The organism is Mycobacterium sp. NGS49, from assembly GCF_059812565.1.
The window spans coordinates 62120-78400 of the sequence record NZ_JCALCX010000010.1 but is presented as its reverse complement, the minus strand read 5'-3'; the positions used below and the strand labels follow the sequence as shown (position 1 = coordinate 78400).

Genomic DNA, 16281 nt, shown 5'->3' with positions numbered 1-16281 from the left:
CCAACGTGTATGGGGCATTGCCGCCCGAGATCAACTCCGGGCGCATGTACGCAGGGCCGGGAGTGGGATCGATGCTGGCCGCCGCGGCCGCGTGGGACGGGCTCGCCGTCGGCCTGAGTGAGACGGCAAGCGCCTTCGACGCGGTGATCGCCAGCCTGATCAGCGGACCGTGGCTGGGTGCCGCCGCGGCCACCATGGCCGCCGCGGCCGCGCCCTACGTCGCGTGGCTGCATGCCACCGCAGCCCAGACCGAGGAGGCTGCGGGCCAAGCCAAAGCAGCGGTCGCCGCCTACGAAACCGCGTACGCCATGACGGTGCACCCAGCGCTGGTCGCCGCGAACCGGGCCCAGTTGGCTGCCCTGGTCGCCACCAACTTCCTCGGCCAGAACTCTCCCGCCATTGCGGCGACCGAAATCCAATACGGCGAAATGTGGGCGCAGGATGCGACCGCGATGTACTGCTACGTTGCGGCCTCGGCCGCCGCGACCCGGTTGACGCCGTTCACCCAGCCGCCCCAGTCCGTCAACCCGGCAGGGCTGGCCGTCCAAGCCGCCGCCGTCGCCGAAACGAGCGGGACCTCGGCGGCCACCACCGTCACGTCGGTGTTGTCGGGTTTGGGGTCGATGGGACTGGGCGCAACCGCGCTGCCCAGCTGGATTTCCGACCTGGACACCGTGATGAGCATCTTCGGCACACCGTTCTTCGTGTGCACCTCGTCGGCCGGACTGATGATGTCGATGTTGTCGACCATCAAGGGCATGTTCCCGGCCGCGGCGGCCGTCGGCAGCCAGATCGCGGCCTCGGTGGGCTCGGCCGCTGCCGAGGCGGCGGGGGTCGGCTCGGCCGGCCTCACCGGCGCGGTTGCGGCCGGTCTTGGCGAAGCGGAGACCGTGGGTGGGCTGTCTGTTCCGCCGGCGTGGGCCGCGTCGGCTCCGACGCTGAGTCACGCGGCGGTGGGGGCGTTGCCCGGCGCGGTCAGCAGTGCCGCCGCGCCGTCGGTCGGCTCGGCCGCTCCGGGTCTGTTGGGCGGGCTGCCGCTGTCGGGCGCGGAAGGGCGGTCCGATTCGGGCGGCAACGCCACCCAGGACGGAATCACCCCGCTTCGGGTGTTGCCGAGCCTCATCGGCTGAGCGGCCGTGTCCCCCGATTGGATGACCGGCGTCCGCCACAGATGCGCCCGATCGGTGGAGTTATCAAACCGTGATCATCCATAACGTTCCAGGGGTGACGACAGCGGCGCCGAGCGCAGCCAACCTCGAGACTCTCGACGGGCTGATTGCCCATCGCCCGGGAGTCTGCGCCAGCGGTGGCCTTCGCGGGACCCGCCGATCCCGAGCCGTACGAGCCCTGCGCAGCGCCCGGCTGCTGGATCACCGGACCACGGTACGCGAGAAGTCCGCGGCCTATCCCACCGTCATCTGGTTGCTGCTGGGCGGCAACTTCTTGGTGCGCGGCGCCGGTTTCGCCTACCCATTCCTGGCCTACCACGTCGCCGGGCGCCATCACGCCGCCGATGCGGTGGGCGCGGTACTGGCCGCCTTCGGCGTGGGCTGGGCCATCGGGCAGTTGTTGTGCGGATGGCTGGCCGACCGGATCGGAGCCCGGATGACCCTGGTCTCCACCATGCTGGTGGCAGCCACGGTGCTGGTGCTCATGGCGCAGGCGAGCAGCGTGCCGGCCCTGTTCTTCGGGGCCATCATCACCGGCATCGTTTACGACGCCCCGCGACCGGTGTTGGGGGCCGCGATCACCGAGCTGGTCCCGGACCCGGCACGCCGCGCCAGACTCGACGCCTTCCGCTTCGGCTGGGTCGTGAGCATCGGCCGGGCGATCACCGGCGGGGTCGGCGGCATCCTCGTCGGCTCGGTGGGTGTGCCGGTGTTGTTCTGGATCAACGCCGCCGGCTGCCTCACATTCGCGATCGTGGCGGGTTGCTGCATCCCCGGCCGTGGACGCAGGCCGGCGACCACGGCAGCCAAGCCCCGCAGCATCAGCTACCGGATGGCATTCGCCGACAGCCGCCTGACCCTGCTGTTCGCCTCCAGCCTGGCCACCCTGATCGCGGTCCGCGGTCTGTATGCAGCCATCCCCATGCTGATGGCCGACCGCGGACTCGGCGCGGGCCAGTTCGGTTGGGCACAACTGGCTAACGCGCTCGCCGGACTCGCGCTGACCCCGGTGATCAGCCCGTGGGTCGGCCGCAAGGTGGCGGTCCGGTTCCACCCGCGGCTGGACATCCTGGCTCTGGCCGGGCTCTGGACGACGGTCAGCATGGGCTGGGCGGCCATGGCGCACACCACCCTCGACTTCTCGCTGGCCACCGCCATGTCGACGCCGGGCGAGGTGGCCTGGTTCGTCATCGCGGCGGGCGTCGTGCACCGTATCGCCCCACCCGCCACCGGCGGCCGCTACCACGGGATCTGGTCGATGTCGGTGGCAGTTGCCTCGGTCATCGCCCCGATCCTGGCTTCCTACAGCCTGATCCACGGTGGCCACCGCCTCGTCGCCGTCGTCACAGTGTCCGCCGGAGTGCTCGGTGCCGCCCTGTGTCTGCCGCTCGCCCGCACGTTGCACAGATCAACCCACTAATCGATCAGGAGTCACGTTGAGCAACAACCAGATTCGCCGGTACGACCTGGCAGATCTGCATTCGCGTCCCGCGCCACTGCAGGATCGCTATTTCACCGAGGCGGAAGCCGAAGTGGCGCATCATATCGTTCACGACTTCGCCGAGACCAATCCTACGATGTCGGCCCGGCACGGAATTCTGTTGTGGCAAAAGCGGGTTGCCCAAGGCGTGGCAGCGGCCTGCGTCATCATGGCGGTGGTTGCACCGTCGGCGCTGCTGTTGACCCTGCTGGCCACCACATCGGTGATCGTGCTGGTGTCGTTCGTCGTCGCGATCGCCGGCCTGCGGCGGTGGCGTGACCGCGCGCGCCGGCCCCTGCCGCAGCTGGCGGACCCGCAGCTACCCACCTACACCGTGCTGGTGCCGGCCTATCGCGAGGAAGAGGTGATCGGCGACCTCGTGCGCTGTCTGGCCGAATTGAACTACCCGGCAGAGCTTTTGGAGGTGCTGTTCCTCGTCGAGCGCACCGACGTCGAAACTCAGGCTGCTATCGCCGCGGCTCAGCCCCCGTCCCACATGCGGATACTGCAGGTCCCGCCTGGACCGCCGCGCACCAAGCCGCGATCCTGCAACGCCGGACTCCTGGTCGCCAAGGGCGAACTCCTGGTGATCTACGACGCGGAGGACCGGCCCGAGCCCGACCAGCTTCGTCGTACCGCGGCGGTCTTCGCCGCCAACTCCGCCGAACTGGCCTGCGTCCAAGCGGTGTTGCAGACCAGCAACGTCAAGACCAATCTGCTGGCGCACTGCTTCGGGGTGGAGTACGCCCGGCGCTTCCGCATGACCGTGCCGGGACTGTCCGCGCTGGGTGCACCATTTCCGCTGGGCGGCACCAGCAACCACTTCCGCACCCGGGTGCTGCGGGAGGTCGGCGGCTGGGATGCCTGGAACGTCTCGGAGGACGCCGATCTGGGCATGCGGCTGCACGCCCTGGGCTACCGGTCGGACGTGGTCGACTCCGTCACCTACGGTGACGCACCAGACCGGTTGCGCGACTGGATTTCCCAGCGCACCCGCTGGCACAAGGGCTTTCTGCTCACCGCCCTCGTCCACACCCGATCCCCCCGCGACGCGGTTCGCCGGTTCGGTCCGCGCGGTCTGCTTACGTTGCTCGTCTTCGTCCTCGGCATGCCGTTGCAGTTCCTGGCGCAGACCATGATCTTCGGGCTCAGTATCGCCGACACCCTCGGCTACGGTGGTTTGGTGGAGGTGGAGGTGGATCCGGCTCTGGTCGGGGTGGTCCAGGCGGTCGGGACGCTGACCTGGCTGGCCGCCACCTACCTGGCCTGCGGCGAACAACGCGGGAGCCATGTGCGCGCCGTCGCCGCGCTGCCGCTGTACTGGATTGCCCACTGGGTAGCCGCCTGGCGCGCGCTCTACCAGTTGGTCACCGCGCCTTTCCTCTGGGAGAAAACGGCGCACCGCGGGCCTGCGACGGCGGTGCCCGCCACGGCATTGAAGTCGGCGGCGTAGCGCACACCCGCGCCGCGATGTCCACCGATCGGGGGACGGGGTTTCCTCACCGTTGAGGACCGATCGGGGGTACTCCGGGCACCTTCGACAGCTCTACCTTCAGTCACGTGAGCACATCGACGGCCGTCGCCCTCCCCGAGCCGGCCGTGGGCACCGCGCGCGAACGTGGCATTCCGACGGTGATCTGGCTGCTGCTGGCCGGCAACCTGATGGTGCGCTCGGCGGGATTCGCCTACCCGTTCCTTGCCTATCACGTGGCCGGGCGCGGCTACACCGCGGACGCGGTCGGTGCGGTGCTGGCGGCGTACGGCCTCGGCTGGGCGGCCGGCCAGCTGGTCACCGGGTCGCTGGTGGACCGTTTCGGCACCCGCGCGACCCTGGTGTCAACCATGTCGGTGGCGTCGGCGGTCCTGCTGCTGATGGCCGGTGCACACACCTTGCCGATGCTGCTGTTCAGCGCGCTGGTCGCCGGTTTGGTCTGCGACGCGCCCCGTCCGGTGCTGGGAGCCGCGATCACCGAGCTGGTGGCGGACCCGCGGCAACGGGCACGTCTTGACGGGTGGCGCTTCGGCTGGGCACTCAACGTCGGTGCGGCATTCGCCGGCGGAGTAGGCGGACTGACCGCGGACTGGTGCGGCACCGGCCTGCTGTACTGGGTGAACGCCATCGCCTGCGCGGGCTTCGCGATGCTGGCGGCCCGGTGCATCCCGGCCGGCATCTCCCGCACCGCTCCCGGAAGTGGTGCGACAGGGGGCTACCGGCAGGCGCTCTGCGACCACAGGTTGGTGCTGCTGGTCGGGTCGAGCCTGGCGACGCTCACGGCACTGATGAGCATCTTCGTTGCGGTGCCGATGCTGATGTCCTACTCCGGGCTGGGCGCGGGGGCCTACGGCTTCGTCCAGTTCATGAATGCGGCGGCGGTGGTCGTCCTGACCCCGGTGCTGACTCCGTGGCTCAGTGCGCGGCTGGCGAGCGGTCCCAGACTGGACATTCTGGCCGCTGCGGGAGTGTGGTTGGCGCTGTGCATGGGGGCGGTGGCTCTGGCGCACAGCACACTGGCCTTCACCGTGGCCGCTGCGGCGTGCTCGCCGGCGGAGATCGCCTGGTTCGTCGTGGCCGCAGGTGTCGTACACCGGATCGCCCCCGCCTCGAACCTCGGCCTCTACCAGGGTATTTGGTCGATGACCACCGCGGCCGCGTCGGTCGTCGCGCCAGTCCTGGTGGCCGGCGCCCTACCCCACGGCGGGCGCCCGGCGCTCGCGGCCGCGATCGTGCTGGTGGGCCTGCTCGGAGCGGCGTGCTGTTCGCCGCTGGACCGATTGGTTTCCGCTGCGAACGACGTCTGAGTACGGTGTTCCGGTGGCGATCGCCAGCGACGTGGAACTGGACCGAGTGCGCAGGATTCACCAGATGCGCTCCTATCGGATCGTTGCCGTCCTCCGGATCGGCGTGCTGGCGTTCGTGATCGGCGCCATGGTGTTGGCATCGCCGCGCTCGGAATGGGGCGGCCAGATCTCGTTGGTCAGCCTTTACGCTTTCGCCGCCGCGTGCGCCCTGGTGCTGGCGTTCACGCCCTTCGAGCGACTGGGCATGACCCGTTTCGTCGCGGGCCCGCTGGAACCTTTCGCTTTCACCGCCATCGACGTGGTCGTGCTGACGGCCCTGCAGTTGCTCTCGAGCGACGGGATCTACCCACTGCTGATCATGATCTTGCTGCCGGTCCTGGTGGGAGTGGACTTGTCGAGCCGGCGGGCGGCGGTGATACTGGCCCTCACTCTGGTCGGGTTCGCGTTCGCCGGAGTGCAGGACCACCTGCAGAAGCGGGCGATCGGGTGGTCAGACACCGCCTTCCTTTTCGGGCTGTACGCGTTCATGTGCGTCGCCGCGTTGGTGACGGTGCGCATCGAGGAGCGCCATGCCCGCTCCATCGCCGGCTTGAGCGCATTGCGCGAGGAGTTGTTGGCGCAGACGATGACCGCCTCGGAGGAGATGCAGAGAAGGATCTCGGAATCCATCCACGACGGGCCGTTGCAGGACGTCCTGGTCGCGCGCCAGGAGCTCATCGAGCTGCAACTCGACGACCCCGACGACGACCGGGTGAGTCGTGCACTGCTGGGATTGCAGAGCGCGTCGGAGCGCCTGCGGCAGGCCACCTTCGAGCTGCACCCAGCGGTGCTCGAGCAGGTCGGGCTGGGGCCGGCCGTGGAGCAGCTGGCCGGGTTCACCGCAAAACGCTCAGGCATCAAGGTCGAAGCCGACATCGACTATCCGATCCGCAATGAAATCGACCCGATCGTGTTCGGCGTGGCACGGGAGCTGTTGTCCAACGTGGTTCACCATTCCCGTGCCGAACACGCCTGGGTCACCCTGCGTGTCGCGGACGAGATGTGCGTGCTGAACGTGGCCGACGACGGGGTGGGGATCAACGGCGACATGATGGCGCGGCGGCTGGGGGAGGGACACATCGGACTGGCGTCACACCGGGCGCGCGTCGACGCGGCCGGCGGCTCCTTCGTCTTCCTCGAGGCGTCCAGCGGTACCCGCGTCTGTGTACAACTGCCGCTGAAGAAGTGAGCGCGGGAGACGATCGCGCCGCGAACGGCGTCGCTCAGTCGAGCAGTTTCTGCCGCATCGCCTCGGCGACGGCGGCGGCGCGGTCACTGACGCCGAGTTTCTCGTAGAGCCGCTGCACGTGCGTCTTGACCGTTGACGGCGCCACGTACAACTCGGCCGCGATCGCCGGGATGCTCTGGCCGCGGGCGATGCGATGCAGCACCTCGCGTTCCCGTGCGCTGAGCACCGGTGCGCTCGGGGCCGCGCGCTGGCGGATCTCGCCGGCGAGGCCGCCCACCAGCGACGGAGCCACGACGTCACGTCCTTTGGCGCAGTCAAGTACCGCCTTGACGATCTCGGTGCGCGTCGAATCCTTGAGCAGAAACCCGGCGGCCCCCTGCTGGAGCGCTTGATAGACGATCGCGGACTCGTCGTGCGCAGAGATCAGCAACACCCGGGTCGGCAAGTCGAAACTGCGCACCGCGGCCGCCACCTGCGCGCCGTCCATCCCGGGCATGCGGTAGTCGAGCAACGCGACGTCGGGCCGGTGAGCCTTGATCAGCTCCAGAGCGGCCGCGCCGTCGTCGGCTTCACCGACCACGTTTACCGAGCCGCTCAGCGAGAGCGCGCGCACGACTCCCTCGCGGAACAGCGGGTGATCATCACCGACCACCACACGGACCTTTTCAGGGGCCCCAGCGCCGACCATGGCGAAAGTGTAGCGGCTGCCCGCAAAGATCCGTTCACATTTGCCGCCTTCGCGCGCGGCTGCTTTTCCGGTCCCCATGAGTACGGTGTTCCTGTGGCGATCAGCAACGTCGAACTCGACCGAGTGCGCAGAGTGCACCAGCTGCGCTCCTACCGGATCGCCTCCGTGCTGCGGATCGGCGTGGTGGCGCTGATGATCGCGGCCATGATAATTGGCACCCGGCGGTCGGAATGGTTTCAGCAAAGCGTCCTGATCGCGCTGTACGCCGTCGTCGCGCTGTGCTCGCTGGTGCTGGCCTTCGCGCCGTCACGGGCGTGGGTCGGGATGGGGCCGTTGGTGGGGATGCGCCGGCTGGAACCGTTCGTCTTCACCGCCATCGATGTGGTGGCGCTGACCGGCTATCAGATGTTGTCCACCGACGGGATCTACCCGCTGCTGATCATGACCCTGTTGCCGGTGCTGGTGGGACTCGACGTGTCCACCCGGCGGGCGGCGACAGTACTGGCCTTCACGCTGGTCGGGTTCGCGCTCGCCGTCCTGGAGGACCCGGTGATGGTACGGGCGATCGGATGGCCCGAAGCCGTCTTCCGGTTCGCGCTGTATGCGTTCCTGTGTGGCACGGCGCTGGTCGTGGTGCGCATCGAGGAGCGCCACGCCCGCTCGGTCGCCGGCTTGAGCGCGCTGCGCGAGGAGTTGCTGGCGCAGACGATGACGGCCTCGGAGGAATTGCAGCGCCGGATCTCGGAGTCCATCCACGACGGGCCGCTGCAGGACGTCCTGGCCGCTCGTCAAGAACTGATCGAGCTGGAACTCGACCACCCCGACGACGAGCGGATCAGTCGGGCGCTGGCGGGGCTGCAGAGCGCGTCGGAACGGTTGCGGCAGGCTACCTTCGAGCTGCACCCGGCGGTGCTCGAAGAGGTCGGGCTGGGTGCTGCGGTGGAACAGCTGGCCGGGTTCACGGCTCGACGCTCGGGCATCAAGGTCGCCACCGACATCGACTACCCGATCCGCAATGCGATCGATCCCATCGTGTTCGGTGTGGTGCGCGAGTTGCTGTCCAACGTGGTGCACCATTCCCGGGCGGAGACCGCGTCGGTGATGCTCGGTATCACCGACGAGATGTGCGTGCTCACCGTGGCCGACGACGGCGTGGGGGTCAACGGTGACGTGATGGCGCGGCGGCTGGGGGAAGGCCACATCGGCCTGGCGTCGCACCGGGCCCGGGTGGACGCGGCGGGTGGCAGCTTCGTCTTCCTCGAGGCCCCCACCGGAACGCATGTCTGCGTCGAGGTGCCTCTCAAGACTTGACGGACTCTCCGTCGGAAAGGTTGCGCGCCGCTGCGTAGCCGGCTCGGTACCCGAAAACCATTGCCGGGCCCAGAGTTCCGCCGGCGCCGCCGTAGGCTCGGCCGGTCACCCCGGCCATCGCGTTGCCTGCCGCGAACAGCCCGGGAATCGGTTGGCCGCCGACGTGCAGCACCCGGCCGTCGCGATCGGTGCGCGGACCGCCCTTGGTGCCCATCGATCCCACGCAGACCGGGACCGCGTAGTAGGGGGCGGTGTCGATCGGCCCCAGCGTCTTTCCGGCCGGCGTGGTGGCACGGTCATCACCCCAGTAGCCGTCGTATGCGCTTGCGCCGCGCCCGAAGTCCGGGTCCGCGCCGGCGGCGACGTTGCGGTTCCACTGCTCGACGGTGCGCGCCAGACCCGCGGCGTCGATGCCGGTCTTGGCGCCCAGCTCGACGAGATCGGTGGACTCGCAGAACCAGTCCGGAACGGGATGCCCCGGGGCCACACCCAGGAATCCGTAGCTGCTCAGGTGAACCGAGTCGAAGACCATCCACGCGCGGTCATTGACGTAGCCACCCCGGGGATCGAGATAGTGGAAGGCGCCGGCCATCGAGTTGTACTCGCCGGCCTCGTTGACGAATCGCCTGCCGGCCCGGTTGACCATGATGCTGCGCGGGCGGGTGCGCTCGAGTCGCACGCTGCGGCTGCGCTGCCTTCCCGCAATGGTGTCATTCGGAATCCGCACGATGGGCACCCACCACGCCTCACCCATGTTGGCCAGGTCCGCCCCGAGTGCCATCGCCATGCGCAGCCCGTCACCGGTGTTGTTCGGCGGCGACACGGCACCGTGCATGGGACCGCGCAGAAAAGCCTTCACCAGCAGCGGATCCCATTCGAATCCGCCGGTCCCGAGGATGACCCCGCGGCGCGCACGCACGTCCAGGCTCTGTTCGGGACCGGTGATGCGCACGCCGGTGACGGCTCCGTCGTCGACGATGAGCCCGGTGGCACGGGCGTTCGTGCATGGTGCCACTCCGATGTCGAGCAGGCCTTTGAGGAGGCCGGCGATCAGCGCGGTGCCCGCTACGCACAGGTCGCCGGACCGCTCGATGTCGGCGTGCAGGCGGGCCCTGGTTTCGGCGTCGAACCCGACGTTGGACCAATCGGCGGGGAATGCGGTGATGCGGTCGGCCCAAGCGCCGATCTGACTCAGATCGAAAGGCGCCGCGCTCAGCGAACGGCCTCCGGCCGGCTGCCCGCCCGGCAGCTCGGGCTGGTAGTCGGGGAAGCCCTCGGCGATCTCGAAGCGCAGCCCGCTGTACCTCTCCACGAAGTCGAGCATCGAGGGCCCGGTCCGTACGAACGTCTCGACCAGGGTGTCATCCATCGAGCCGAAGGATTGTGCCCGCAAATAGCGCAACGCATCCTCGACCGTCAATTCCCGTGCTGCACAACGGTTGTGAGCCGGGATCCAGACAATGCCACCGGACACCGCGGTGGTTCCGCCCACGGTTTCGGACTTCTCGAACACCTGCACGGTGGCGCCCCCGACGGCCGCCGTAAGGGCGGCCGTCAGTCCGGCCCCGCCGCTGCCGAGCACGACTACATCGACCTCGTGGTCGTATTCCCGGTCCCGGGCTTCCTGCTTCGGCATCCTCGCAAGTCCTTTCAGCTCAGCAGCGCAGACAGCTGCGCTGCGGCTCTGATGACGGCGTCCTTACCCCGCATCACCACGTCTTCGCGGTGGGAGATCAGGTTGATGCAGGTGGGCGGTGACGGCGCCGGACGACGAATCGGCACCGCCAGTCCATAGGTGTTGGGCTCGATCTCTCCGTGCGTGGTCACCCAACCGCGCCGGCGCGCCGCGGTGACCAGGTCCCGCTCGCCCGGACGCGGTGACATGCTCGCCAGCAGGGCGATGCCGGCCGCGCCCCGGTCCAGTGGGTATCGGCTGCCTTCGTGGAAGGCGAGCTGGTAGGCGACCTGGGTCGGCACGATCACGGCGATGGCCACCTGCTCGTCGCCCTCGGCGATCAGCAATGACACCGTGGTGCCCAGTTCGTCGGCCAGCGAGCGCAGCGTGGGCAGGCACAGTTGCCGCACGTTGTGGTCGAAAGACGCGCCGAGCGCGGCCAGCCCGGCGGCGGGCCGGAAGCGACCGTCCTCTCCCTTGGCGACGAGCCGAAACTCGCTCAGGGTGGCCAGTAATCGGTACGCGATGGTGCGGTGCACTCCGACGTGGTCGGCGACCTCTTGCATGGTCAGCCCGGCCGGGGAAGCCGCCACCAACTGCAGCGCCGTCAGTCCCCTGGCCAGCGTCTGGGAACCCGTCACGGTCTTGACAGACCCTCCGGTGAGAGCGAAGCTCTATATATAACGCACATCAATGTGCGATATTAGCACATACCGTACGCAGAAGACGAGAACCACATTCTTGCCGGGAAAGGAACCGTGACCGAGTTCGAAAGCGTGTGGAGCGACCTTCAGGGCGTCGCGTTCTCGCAGGGCTACCTGACGGCCGGCGGCGTCCGGACCCGCTATCTGCAGGCGGGTGACCCGGCTCGGCCGGTGCTGATCCTGCTGCACGGTTCCGGCGGACACGCCGAGGCCTATGTCCGCAACCTGGCCGCCCACGCCGAGCATTTCTGGACCTGGTCGATCGACATGCTGGGGCACGGGTACACCGACAAACCCGGACACCCGCTCGAGATCCGCCATTACGTCGAGCACCTGATGGCGGTGGTTCGCGCCATCGGAGCGCGGCGCATCCACCTGAGCGGCGAGTCGCTGGGGGGCTGGGTGGCCGCCCGCGCCGCCATCGACCATCGGGACGTCATCGACCGGCTGGTGCTGAACACCGCGGGCGGATCGCAGGCCGACCCGGAGGTGATGAGACGGATCATCAGACTGTCCATGGCCGCCGCCGAAGACCCCACCTGGGACACCGTGCAGGCGCGCATCAAGTGGTTGATGGCCGACAAGTCGAAGGACTACGACGACCTGGTCGCCTGCCGCCAGCGCATTTACCGACAGCCGGGTTTCGTCGCGGCCATGCGCGACATCATGGCCCTGCAGGATCCGCAGATCCGGGCGCGAAACCTGCTGGGGCCGGCCGAGTACGGATCCATCACCGCGCCCACCCTGGTCCTGTGGACCAGCGACGACCCCACCGCCGACGTTCATGAGGGACGCCGCATGGCATCGATGATTCCCGGTGCCCGCTTCGAGGTGATGCCGGGCTGCGGTCACTGGCCGCAGTACGAGGACGCCAAGACGTTCAACCGCCTGCACCTCGACTTCCTGCTGAGCCGCTGATGACCGGCACCGGGCGAGGCGGCAGCGCACCAGAGAAGTTCGACGTTCTGGTCGTCGGCGCCGGCCCCGTCGGCTTGACGCTGGCCAATATCCTTGGCCTCCAGGGTGTTCGGACACTGGTGGCAGAAGAACGCGCGAGCCTGATCGACTATCCGCGTGGGGTCGGCCTCGACGACGAGGCGTTGCGCACCTTCCAGTCGATCGGACTCGTGGAAAGCGTCCTGCCGCATACTGTTCCGAACCAGATTCTCCGGTTCTACGACGCCAGGCGCCGGGTACTGGCCGAAATGGCGCCGCCGGACTCGCGATTCGGCTGGCCCAAGCGGAACGGCTTTGTGCAGCCGCTGGTGGACGCCGAATTGCTGCGCGGGCTGGACCGGTTCGATCACGTTCAAACGCGCTGGAACAGCCCGATGATCGGGTGTACCCGAGCCGACGATGCGATGCGGGTCGAACTCGGCGGCGCCGACCCCCGAACCGTGTGGGCCGATTACGTCGTGGGCTGCGACGGCGGGCGCAGCACGACCCGCACCGTGATGGGTGTCTCCTTCGACGGCACCACATCGCCGACCAGATGGCTGGTGGTCGACGTCGCCAACGATCCGCTCGGGCATCCCAACAGCGAGGTCGGCGCCGATCCGGCACGCCCGTACGCGTCGATCTCGATTGCACACGGAATTCGGCGGTTCGAGTTCATGATTCACGCCGGCGAGACCGACGAGCAGGCCGAGGATCCGGCATTCCTCCGGCGGATGCTGGCGCGCATGGTGCCCTATCCGGATCGCGTGGAGGTCATCCGCCGCCGGGTCTACACCCATCACTCGCGGATCGCCGGTGCCTTCCGCAGTGGCCGGATGCTGCTAGCCGGGGACGCGGCGCACCTGATGCCGGTGTGGCAGGGACAGGGCTACAACAGTGGCATCCGAGACGCGGCCAACCTGGGATGGAAGCTGGCCGCGGTGGTCCGTCGCCGCGCCGCCGACGCGTTGCTGGACACCTATGACGTGGAGCGGCGCCAGCACGCCCGGGCGATGATCGACCTGTCCACGATGGTCGGCCGGGTCATTTCGCCGACCAACCGCCGGGTCGCCACTGCGCGCGACGCCGTCATTCGATCGGCGTCAATCGTCCCGTCCCTCAAGCGTTATGTGCTCGAGATGAGGTTCAAGCCGATGCCGCGCTACGAGCACGGCGCAGTGGCTCACCCGGCAGGCGTGGCGGCCCGGCCCGGCTCGCCGACTGGCACCCTGTTCATCCAGCCCCGGGTCGATACCCGGACACAGCGCGACGTCCTGCTCGACGACGTGCTGGGCACCTGGTTCGCGGTGCTGTGCTGGAACAACAACCCGCGCAAGATCCTCGGCGATCGCGCCTTCGGCGACTGGAAAGCCCTGGGCGCCCGTTTTGTCGCGCTGCGGCCGTTGACTCAGCTGGGCTGGACCGCACAGGACGACCCCGACGTCATCGTCGTCGGCGACCGGTGCGGCGACCTGAAAGCCTGGTTCGACCAGCACGAAGAGTCGGTCCTGTTCCTGCGCCCCGATCGGTGTATCGCAGGTTCCTGCATCGCGCAACGCTCCGCCGAGTTGAGCGCCGCCCTGATCGATGCCCTCTCGCTGACACCGGTAGGGGGTGAATTCGACAGTGCCACTGGCTCTTTGCTGTATGTCCCACAGCCCGCTCCTGAATCTACCGGGGCCGCCGCAGGATCTGCTTGACGACGTCGGCGCCGGGATCGGCCAAGCGCGTGACTTCGTCACCGCCTACGATCCCGAACTGGTGGTCGTCTTCTCCCCGGACCACTACAACGGCTTCTTCTACAAAGTGATGCCGCCGTTCTGCATCGGCCTGCGGGCCCACGGAGTCGGCGACTACGGGACCTACGCGGGTCCGTTGCCCGTCGATGAACACAACGCCGAACAATGTGCGCGGGCCGTGCTGAGCGCCGGCGTCGACGTGGCGGTATCGGCGAGCATGGACGTCGACCACGGCACCGTCCAACCGCTGGAGAAGCTACTCGGTGTGGCCACCTCGCGTCCGGTGATCCCGATCTTCGTCAACGCGGTCGCCACACCGCTGGGGCCGCTGCACCGCTGCCGGGCACTGGGAACCGCGGTCGGTGGGTATCTGAACGCCCTGGACAAAAGGGTGCTGGTGCTCGGATCGGGCGGGCTGTCCCACAGCCCGCCGGTACCGACCCTCGCGACGGCCGCCGGGGCCCAGCTGCAACGGATCGTGCACGGCCACCCGATGACCGCCGAACAGCGCCAGGCCCGCCAGACGCAGGTGATCGAGGCGGCCAGGAGCTTCGCCGACGGTGAAAGCGACCTGCAACCCCTCAACCCGGCCTGGGATCAGCGTTTCCTGGACATCGTCGACAGCGGTCACCTGGCCGACTTCGACCAGTGGTCCAACAAGTTCGTGACGCATGAAGGTGGCAGCTCTGCCCACGAGATACGCTGTTGGATTGCGGCTTTCGCGGCGTTGGCGACAGTCGGGCGCTACCGGACGACGGTGCGCTACTACAAGCAGGCCGCCGACCTGATCGCCGGGTTCGCCATCCGGACGGCGGTGCCGGTCGAATGACGTCCTTCGATGACTTCGATCACGTGGTCGACGTACTCATCGTCGGCTCCGGCGGAGGCGGCATGACCGCGGCATTGACCGCGGCGGCGTGCGGTCTGGATGCCTTGGTCATCGAGAAGTCCGCGCGTTTCGGCGGTTCCACCGCACTGTCCGGGGGCGGGATCTGGGTACCCGGTGCGCCCGCGCAGCGCCGGGCGGGCTACTCACCGTCACCCGAGGACGTGATCCGATACCTGCAGCAGATCACCGAAGGCCTGGTCAGTGACGCGCGTATTCGTCAGTACGTCGAATCGGCGCCACGGATGCTGGAATTCCTCGAGGGGCTCAGTCCCTGGCTCGAATTCGTTTGGAAGCCTGGCTATTCAGACTACTACCCAGACCTGCCGGGCGGCTCTGAGCTCGGCAGCACCATCAACGTGCCGCCGATCGACCTGCGGGAGCTGGGTGCCGACGAGCCGAAGCTGCTGCAGCCGCTCGCGCTGGCCCCCAAGGGAATTTGGCTGGGCCCCATGGAATTGCGGTCCTTCTACCGGATCCGGCAGTCCTGGTCGGGCAAATTCGTCCTGGCCAAACTGATCTCGCGGATGGTCCGGGCACGCCTGCGCGGCGAGCGGATCGCCGCCATCGGCCAGTCTTTGGCCGCGCGGTTGCGGCTGGCGATGAGAGAGCAGGGCATCCCGCTGTGGCTGGACGCCCCGATGGGCGAGTTGTTGCGCGACGCGGGCGGTGGAGTGACCGGCGCGTCGGTGCACCGGGGCGACACGCCGCAGCGGATCGGCGCGCGTCGCGGGGTGATCCTGGCCTCGGGCGGTTTCGACCACGACATGGCCTGGCGCAAAGAGCAGCAACCGGTGGTGGACCAGGACTGGAGCTTCGGCAACCCGGCGGCCACCGGTGACGGTATCCGGGCCGCGCAGAAGGTCGGCGCCGCCACCGATCTGCTCGACGAAGCGTGGTGGTTTCCCGCCATCCAATGGCCGGACGGGCGAATGCAGTTCATGCTCAACGAGCGCATGATGCCCGCACAGTTCATCGTCAACGGGGCGGGCAGGCGGTTCATCAACGAGGCGGCCCCGTACATGGACTTCGGCCACGCCATGATCGAGGGACACAAGTCCGGCATCACGCACATTCCGTGCTGGCTGATCACCGATCACCGATCCTTCAACCGCTATGTGGTCGGCGGGCACCTGCCGATACCCAGAATTCCCGGTGCGCCGGTACCCACCGGACGCACCGTCCCGAAGGCGTGGCTGGAATCCGGCGTCGTCAAAGCCGCCTCGAGCTGGGCGGAAATGGCGGCCAAAATCGACGTTCCGGCAGCCCAACTCGAGGCCACCGCTGCCCGGTTCAACACACTGGCCCGCGCCGGACACGACGACGACTTCAACCGCGGCGACAGCGTCTACGACAACTACTACGGTGACCCGACCCTGCCCAACCCCAACCTGTTTCCCCTGGGGGCCCCGCCCTACTATGCGTTTCGCATCGTGCCGGGTGACCTGGGGACATCCGGTGGCCTGCGCACCGACGAATTCGCCCGGGTGCTGCGAGCGGACGACACGGTGGTCCCGGGGCTCTATGCGGTGGGTAACACTTCGGCGCCGGTGATGGGCCGCAGCTACGCCGGCGCCGGAGCCACCATCGGGCCCGCCATGACGTTCGGCTTCGTCGCCGCCAAACACCTTGCCGCACAGACCCTTGATTCTCATAGGAGGTAGTC

At 68.3% G+C, this 16281-nt stretch carries 13 protein-coding genes; 10 read left to right on the top strand and 3 right to left on the bottom strand.

The genetic code is table 11. The features are described 5' to 3' along the window. Positions 1–5: 5 nt before the first annotated feature. From AC5Y7D_RS12410 to AC5Y7D_RS12390, 5 genes are all read left to right on the top strand, one after another. Positions 6–1130 (top strand): PPE family protein, encoded by a 1125-nt coding sequence (locus AC5Y7D_RS12410; RefSeq protein ID WP_499924268.1) that lies wholly within the window; start codon positions 6–8, stop codon positions 1128–1130. A gap of 217 nt (positions 1131–1347) precedes the next feature. Continuing rightward, a complete protein-coding gene (locus AC5Y7D_RS12405; protein WP_499924450.1) occupies positions 1348–2589 on the top strand; it encodes an MFS transporter in 1242 nt (413 codons plus the stop codon). Between the two features lie 16 nt (positions 2590–2605). Next, complete coding sequence (locus AC5Y7D_RS12400) at positions 2606–4102, top strand: glycosyltransferase (RefSeq protein ID WP_499924267.1); 1497 nt, start codon at positions 2606–2608, stop codon at positions 4100–4102. 146 nt (positions 4103–4248) lie between these two features. Further along, on the top strand, positions 4249–5448 hold the full coding sequence (locus tag AC5Y7D_RS12395) for an MFS transporter (protein WP_499924446.1): 1200 nt from the start codon (positions 4249–4251) through the stop codon (positions 5446–5448). Between the two features lie 13 nt (positions 5449–5461). After that, positions 5462–6676: a sensor histidine kinase gene (locus AC5Y7D_RS12390; protein ID WP_499924266.1), complete on the top strand. Its 1215-nt coding sequence runs from the start codon at positions 5462–5464 to the stop codon at positions 6674–6676. A gap of 34 nt (positions 6677–6710) precedes the next feature. On the opposite strand, the gene narL is transcribed toward AC5Y7D_RS12390, so the two are convergent. Next, positions 6711–7364, bottom strand: coding sequence for a two-component system response regulator NarL (gene narL, locus AC5Y7D_RS12385; protein WP_499924264.1), 654 nt, complete (start codon positions 7362–7364; stop codon positions 6711–6713). A gap of 93 nt (positions 7365–7457) precedes the next feature. On the opposite strand from narL, the gene AC5Y7D_RS12380 reads away from it, so the two are divergent. Continuing rightward, complete coding sequence (locus tag AC5Y7D_RS12380; protein WP_499924263.1) at positions 7458–8675, top strand: sensor histidine kinase; 1218 nt, start codon at positions 7458–7460, stop codon at positions 8673–8675. Here the strand turns inward: AC5Y7D_RS12380 and AC5Y7D_RS12375 are convergent. Together AC5Y7D_RS12375 and AC5Y7D_RS12370 are read right to left on the bottom strand one after the other, a co-directional pair. Continuing rightward, a complete protein-coding gene (locus AC5Y7D_RS12375; RefSeq protein WP_499924262.1) occupies positions 8665–10311 on the bottom strand; it encodes an FAD-dependent oxidoreductase in 1647 nt (548 codons plus the stop codon). The two genes, AC5Y7D_RS12380 and AC5Y7D_RS12375, sit on opposite strands and share 11 nt — an antisense overlap. 14 nt (positions 10312–10325) lie before the next feature. After that, positions 10326–10991, bottom strand: a complete 666-nt coding sequence (locus AC5Y7D_RS12370; RefSeq protein WP_499924260.1) for an IclR family transcriptional regulator — start codon at positions 10989–10991, stop codon at positions 10326–10328. A gap of 117 nt (positions 10992–11108) precedes the next feature. Here AC5Y7D_RS12370 and AC5Y7D_RS12365 point away from each other — a divergent pair, with 117 nt between their 5' ends. From AC5Y7D_RS12365 to AC5Y7D_RS12350, 4 genes are read left to right on the top strand one after another with little or no spacing between them, the layout of a single operon-like run. Then, the gene (locus tag AC5Y7D_RS12365) at positions 11109–11972 is read left to right on the top strand and encodes an alpha/beta fold hydrolase (protein ID WP_499924259.1); all 864 of its coding nucleotides are present in this window, start codon (positions 11109–11111) and stop codon (positions 11970–11972) included. After that, positions 11972–13690, top strand: a complete 1719-nt coding sequence (locus AC5Y7D_RS12360; RefSeq protein WP_499924258.1) for a bifunctional 3-(3-hydroxy-phenyl)propionate/3-hydroxycinnamic acid hydroxylase — start codon at positions 11972–11974, stop codon at positions 13688–13690. Before AC5Y7D_RS12365 ends, AC5Y7D_RS12360 begins: the two co-directional genes overlap by 1 nt. Further along, positions 13638–14558 carry a 3-carboxyethylcatechol 2,3-dioxygenase gene (locus AC5Y7D_RS12355; RefSeq protein WP_499924256.1) on the top strand — a complete coding sequence of 307 codons (921 nt, stop codon included), beginning with the start codon at positions 13638–13640 and terminating at the stop codon, positions 14556–14558. Before AC5Y7D_RS12360 ends, AC5Y7D_RS12355 begins: the two co-directional genes overlap by 53 nt. Further along, a complete protein-coding gene (locus AC5Y7D_RS12350; RefSeq protein ID WP_499924255.1) occupies positions 14555–16279 on the top strand; it encodes an FAD-binding protein in 1725 nt (574 codons plus the stop codon). Before AC5Y7D_RS12355 ends, AC5Y7D_RS12350 begins: the two co-directional genes overlap by 4 nt. The last annotated feature ends 2 nt before the right edge of the window (positions 16280–16281 follow it).

Bases quoted from the DNA above. Each gene is read 5' to 3' on its own strand.
- AC5Y7D_RS12360 (WP_499924258.1), top strand. From the start codon at position 11,972: ATGACCGGCACCGGGCGAGGCGGCAGCGCACCAGAGAAGTTCGACGTT.
- AC5Y7D_RS12355 (WP_499924256.1), top strand. From the start codon at position 13,638: ATGTCCCACAGCCCGCTCCTGAATCTACCGGGGCCGCCGCAGGATCTG.
- AC5Y7D_RS12375 (WP_499924262.1), bottom strand. From the start codon at position 10,311: ATGCCGAAGCAGGAAGCCCGGGACCGGGAATACGACCACGAGGTCGAT.
- AC5Y7D_RS12350 (WP_499924255.1), top strand. From the start codon at position 14,555: ATGACGTCCTTCGATGACTTCGATCACGTGGTCGACGTACTCATCGTC.
- narL (WP_499924264.1), bottom strand. From the start codon at position 7,364: ATGGTCGGCGCTGGGGCCCCTGAAAAGGTCCGTGTGGTGGTCGGTGAT.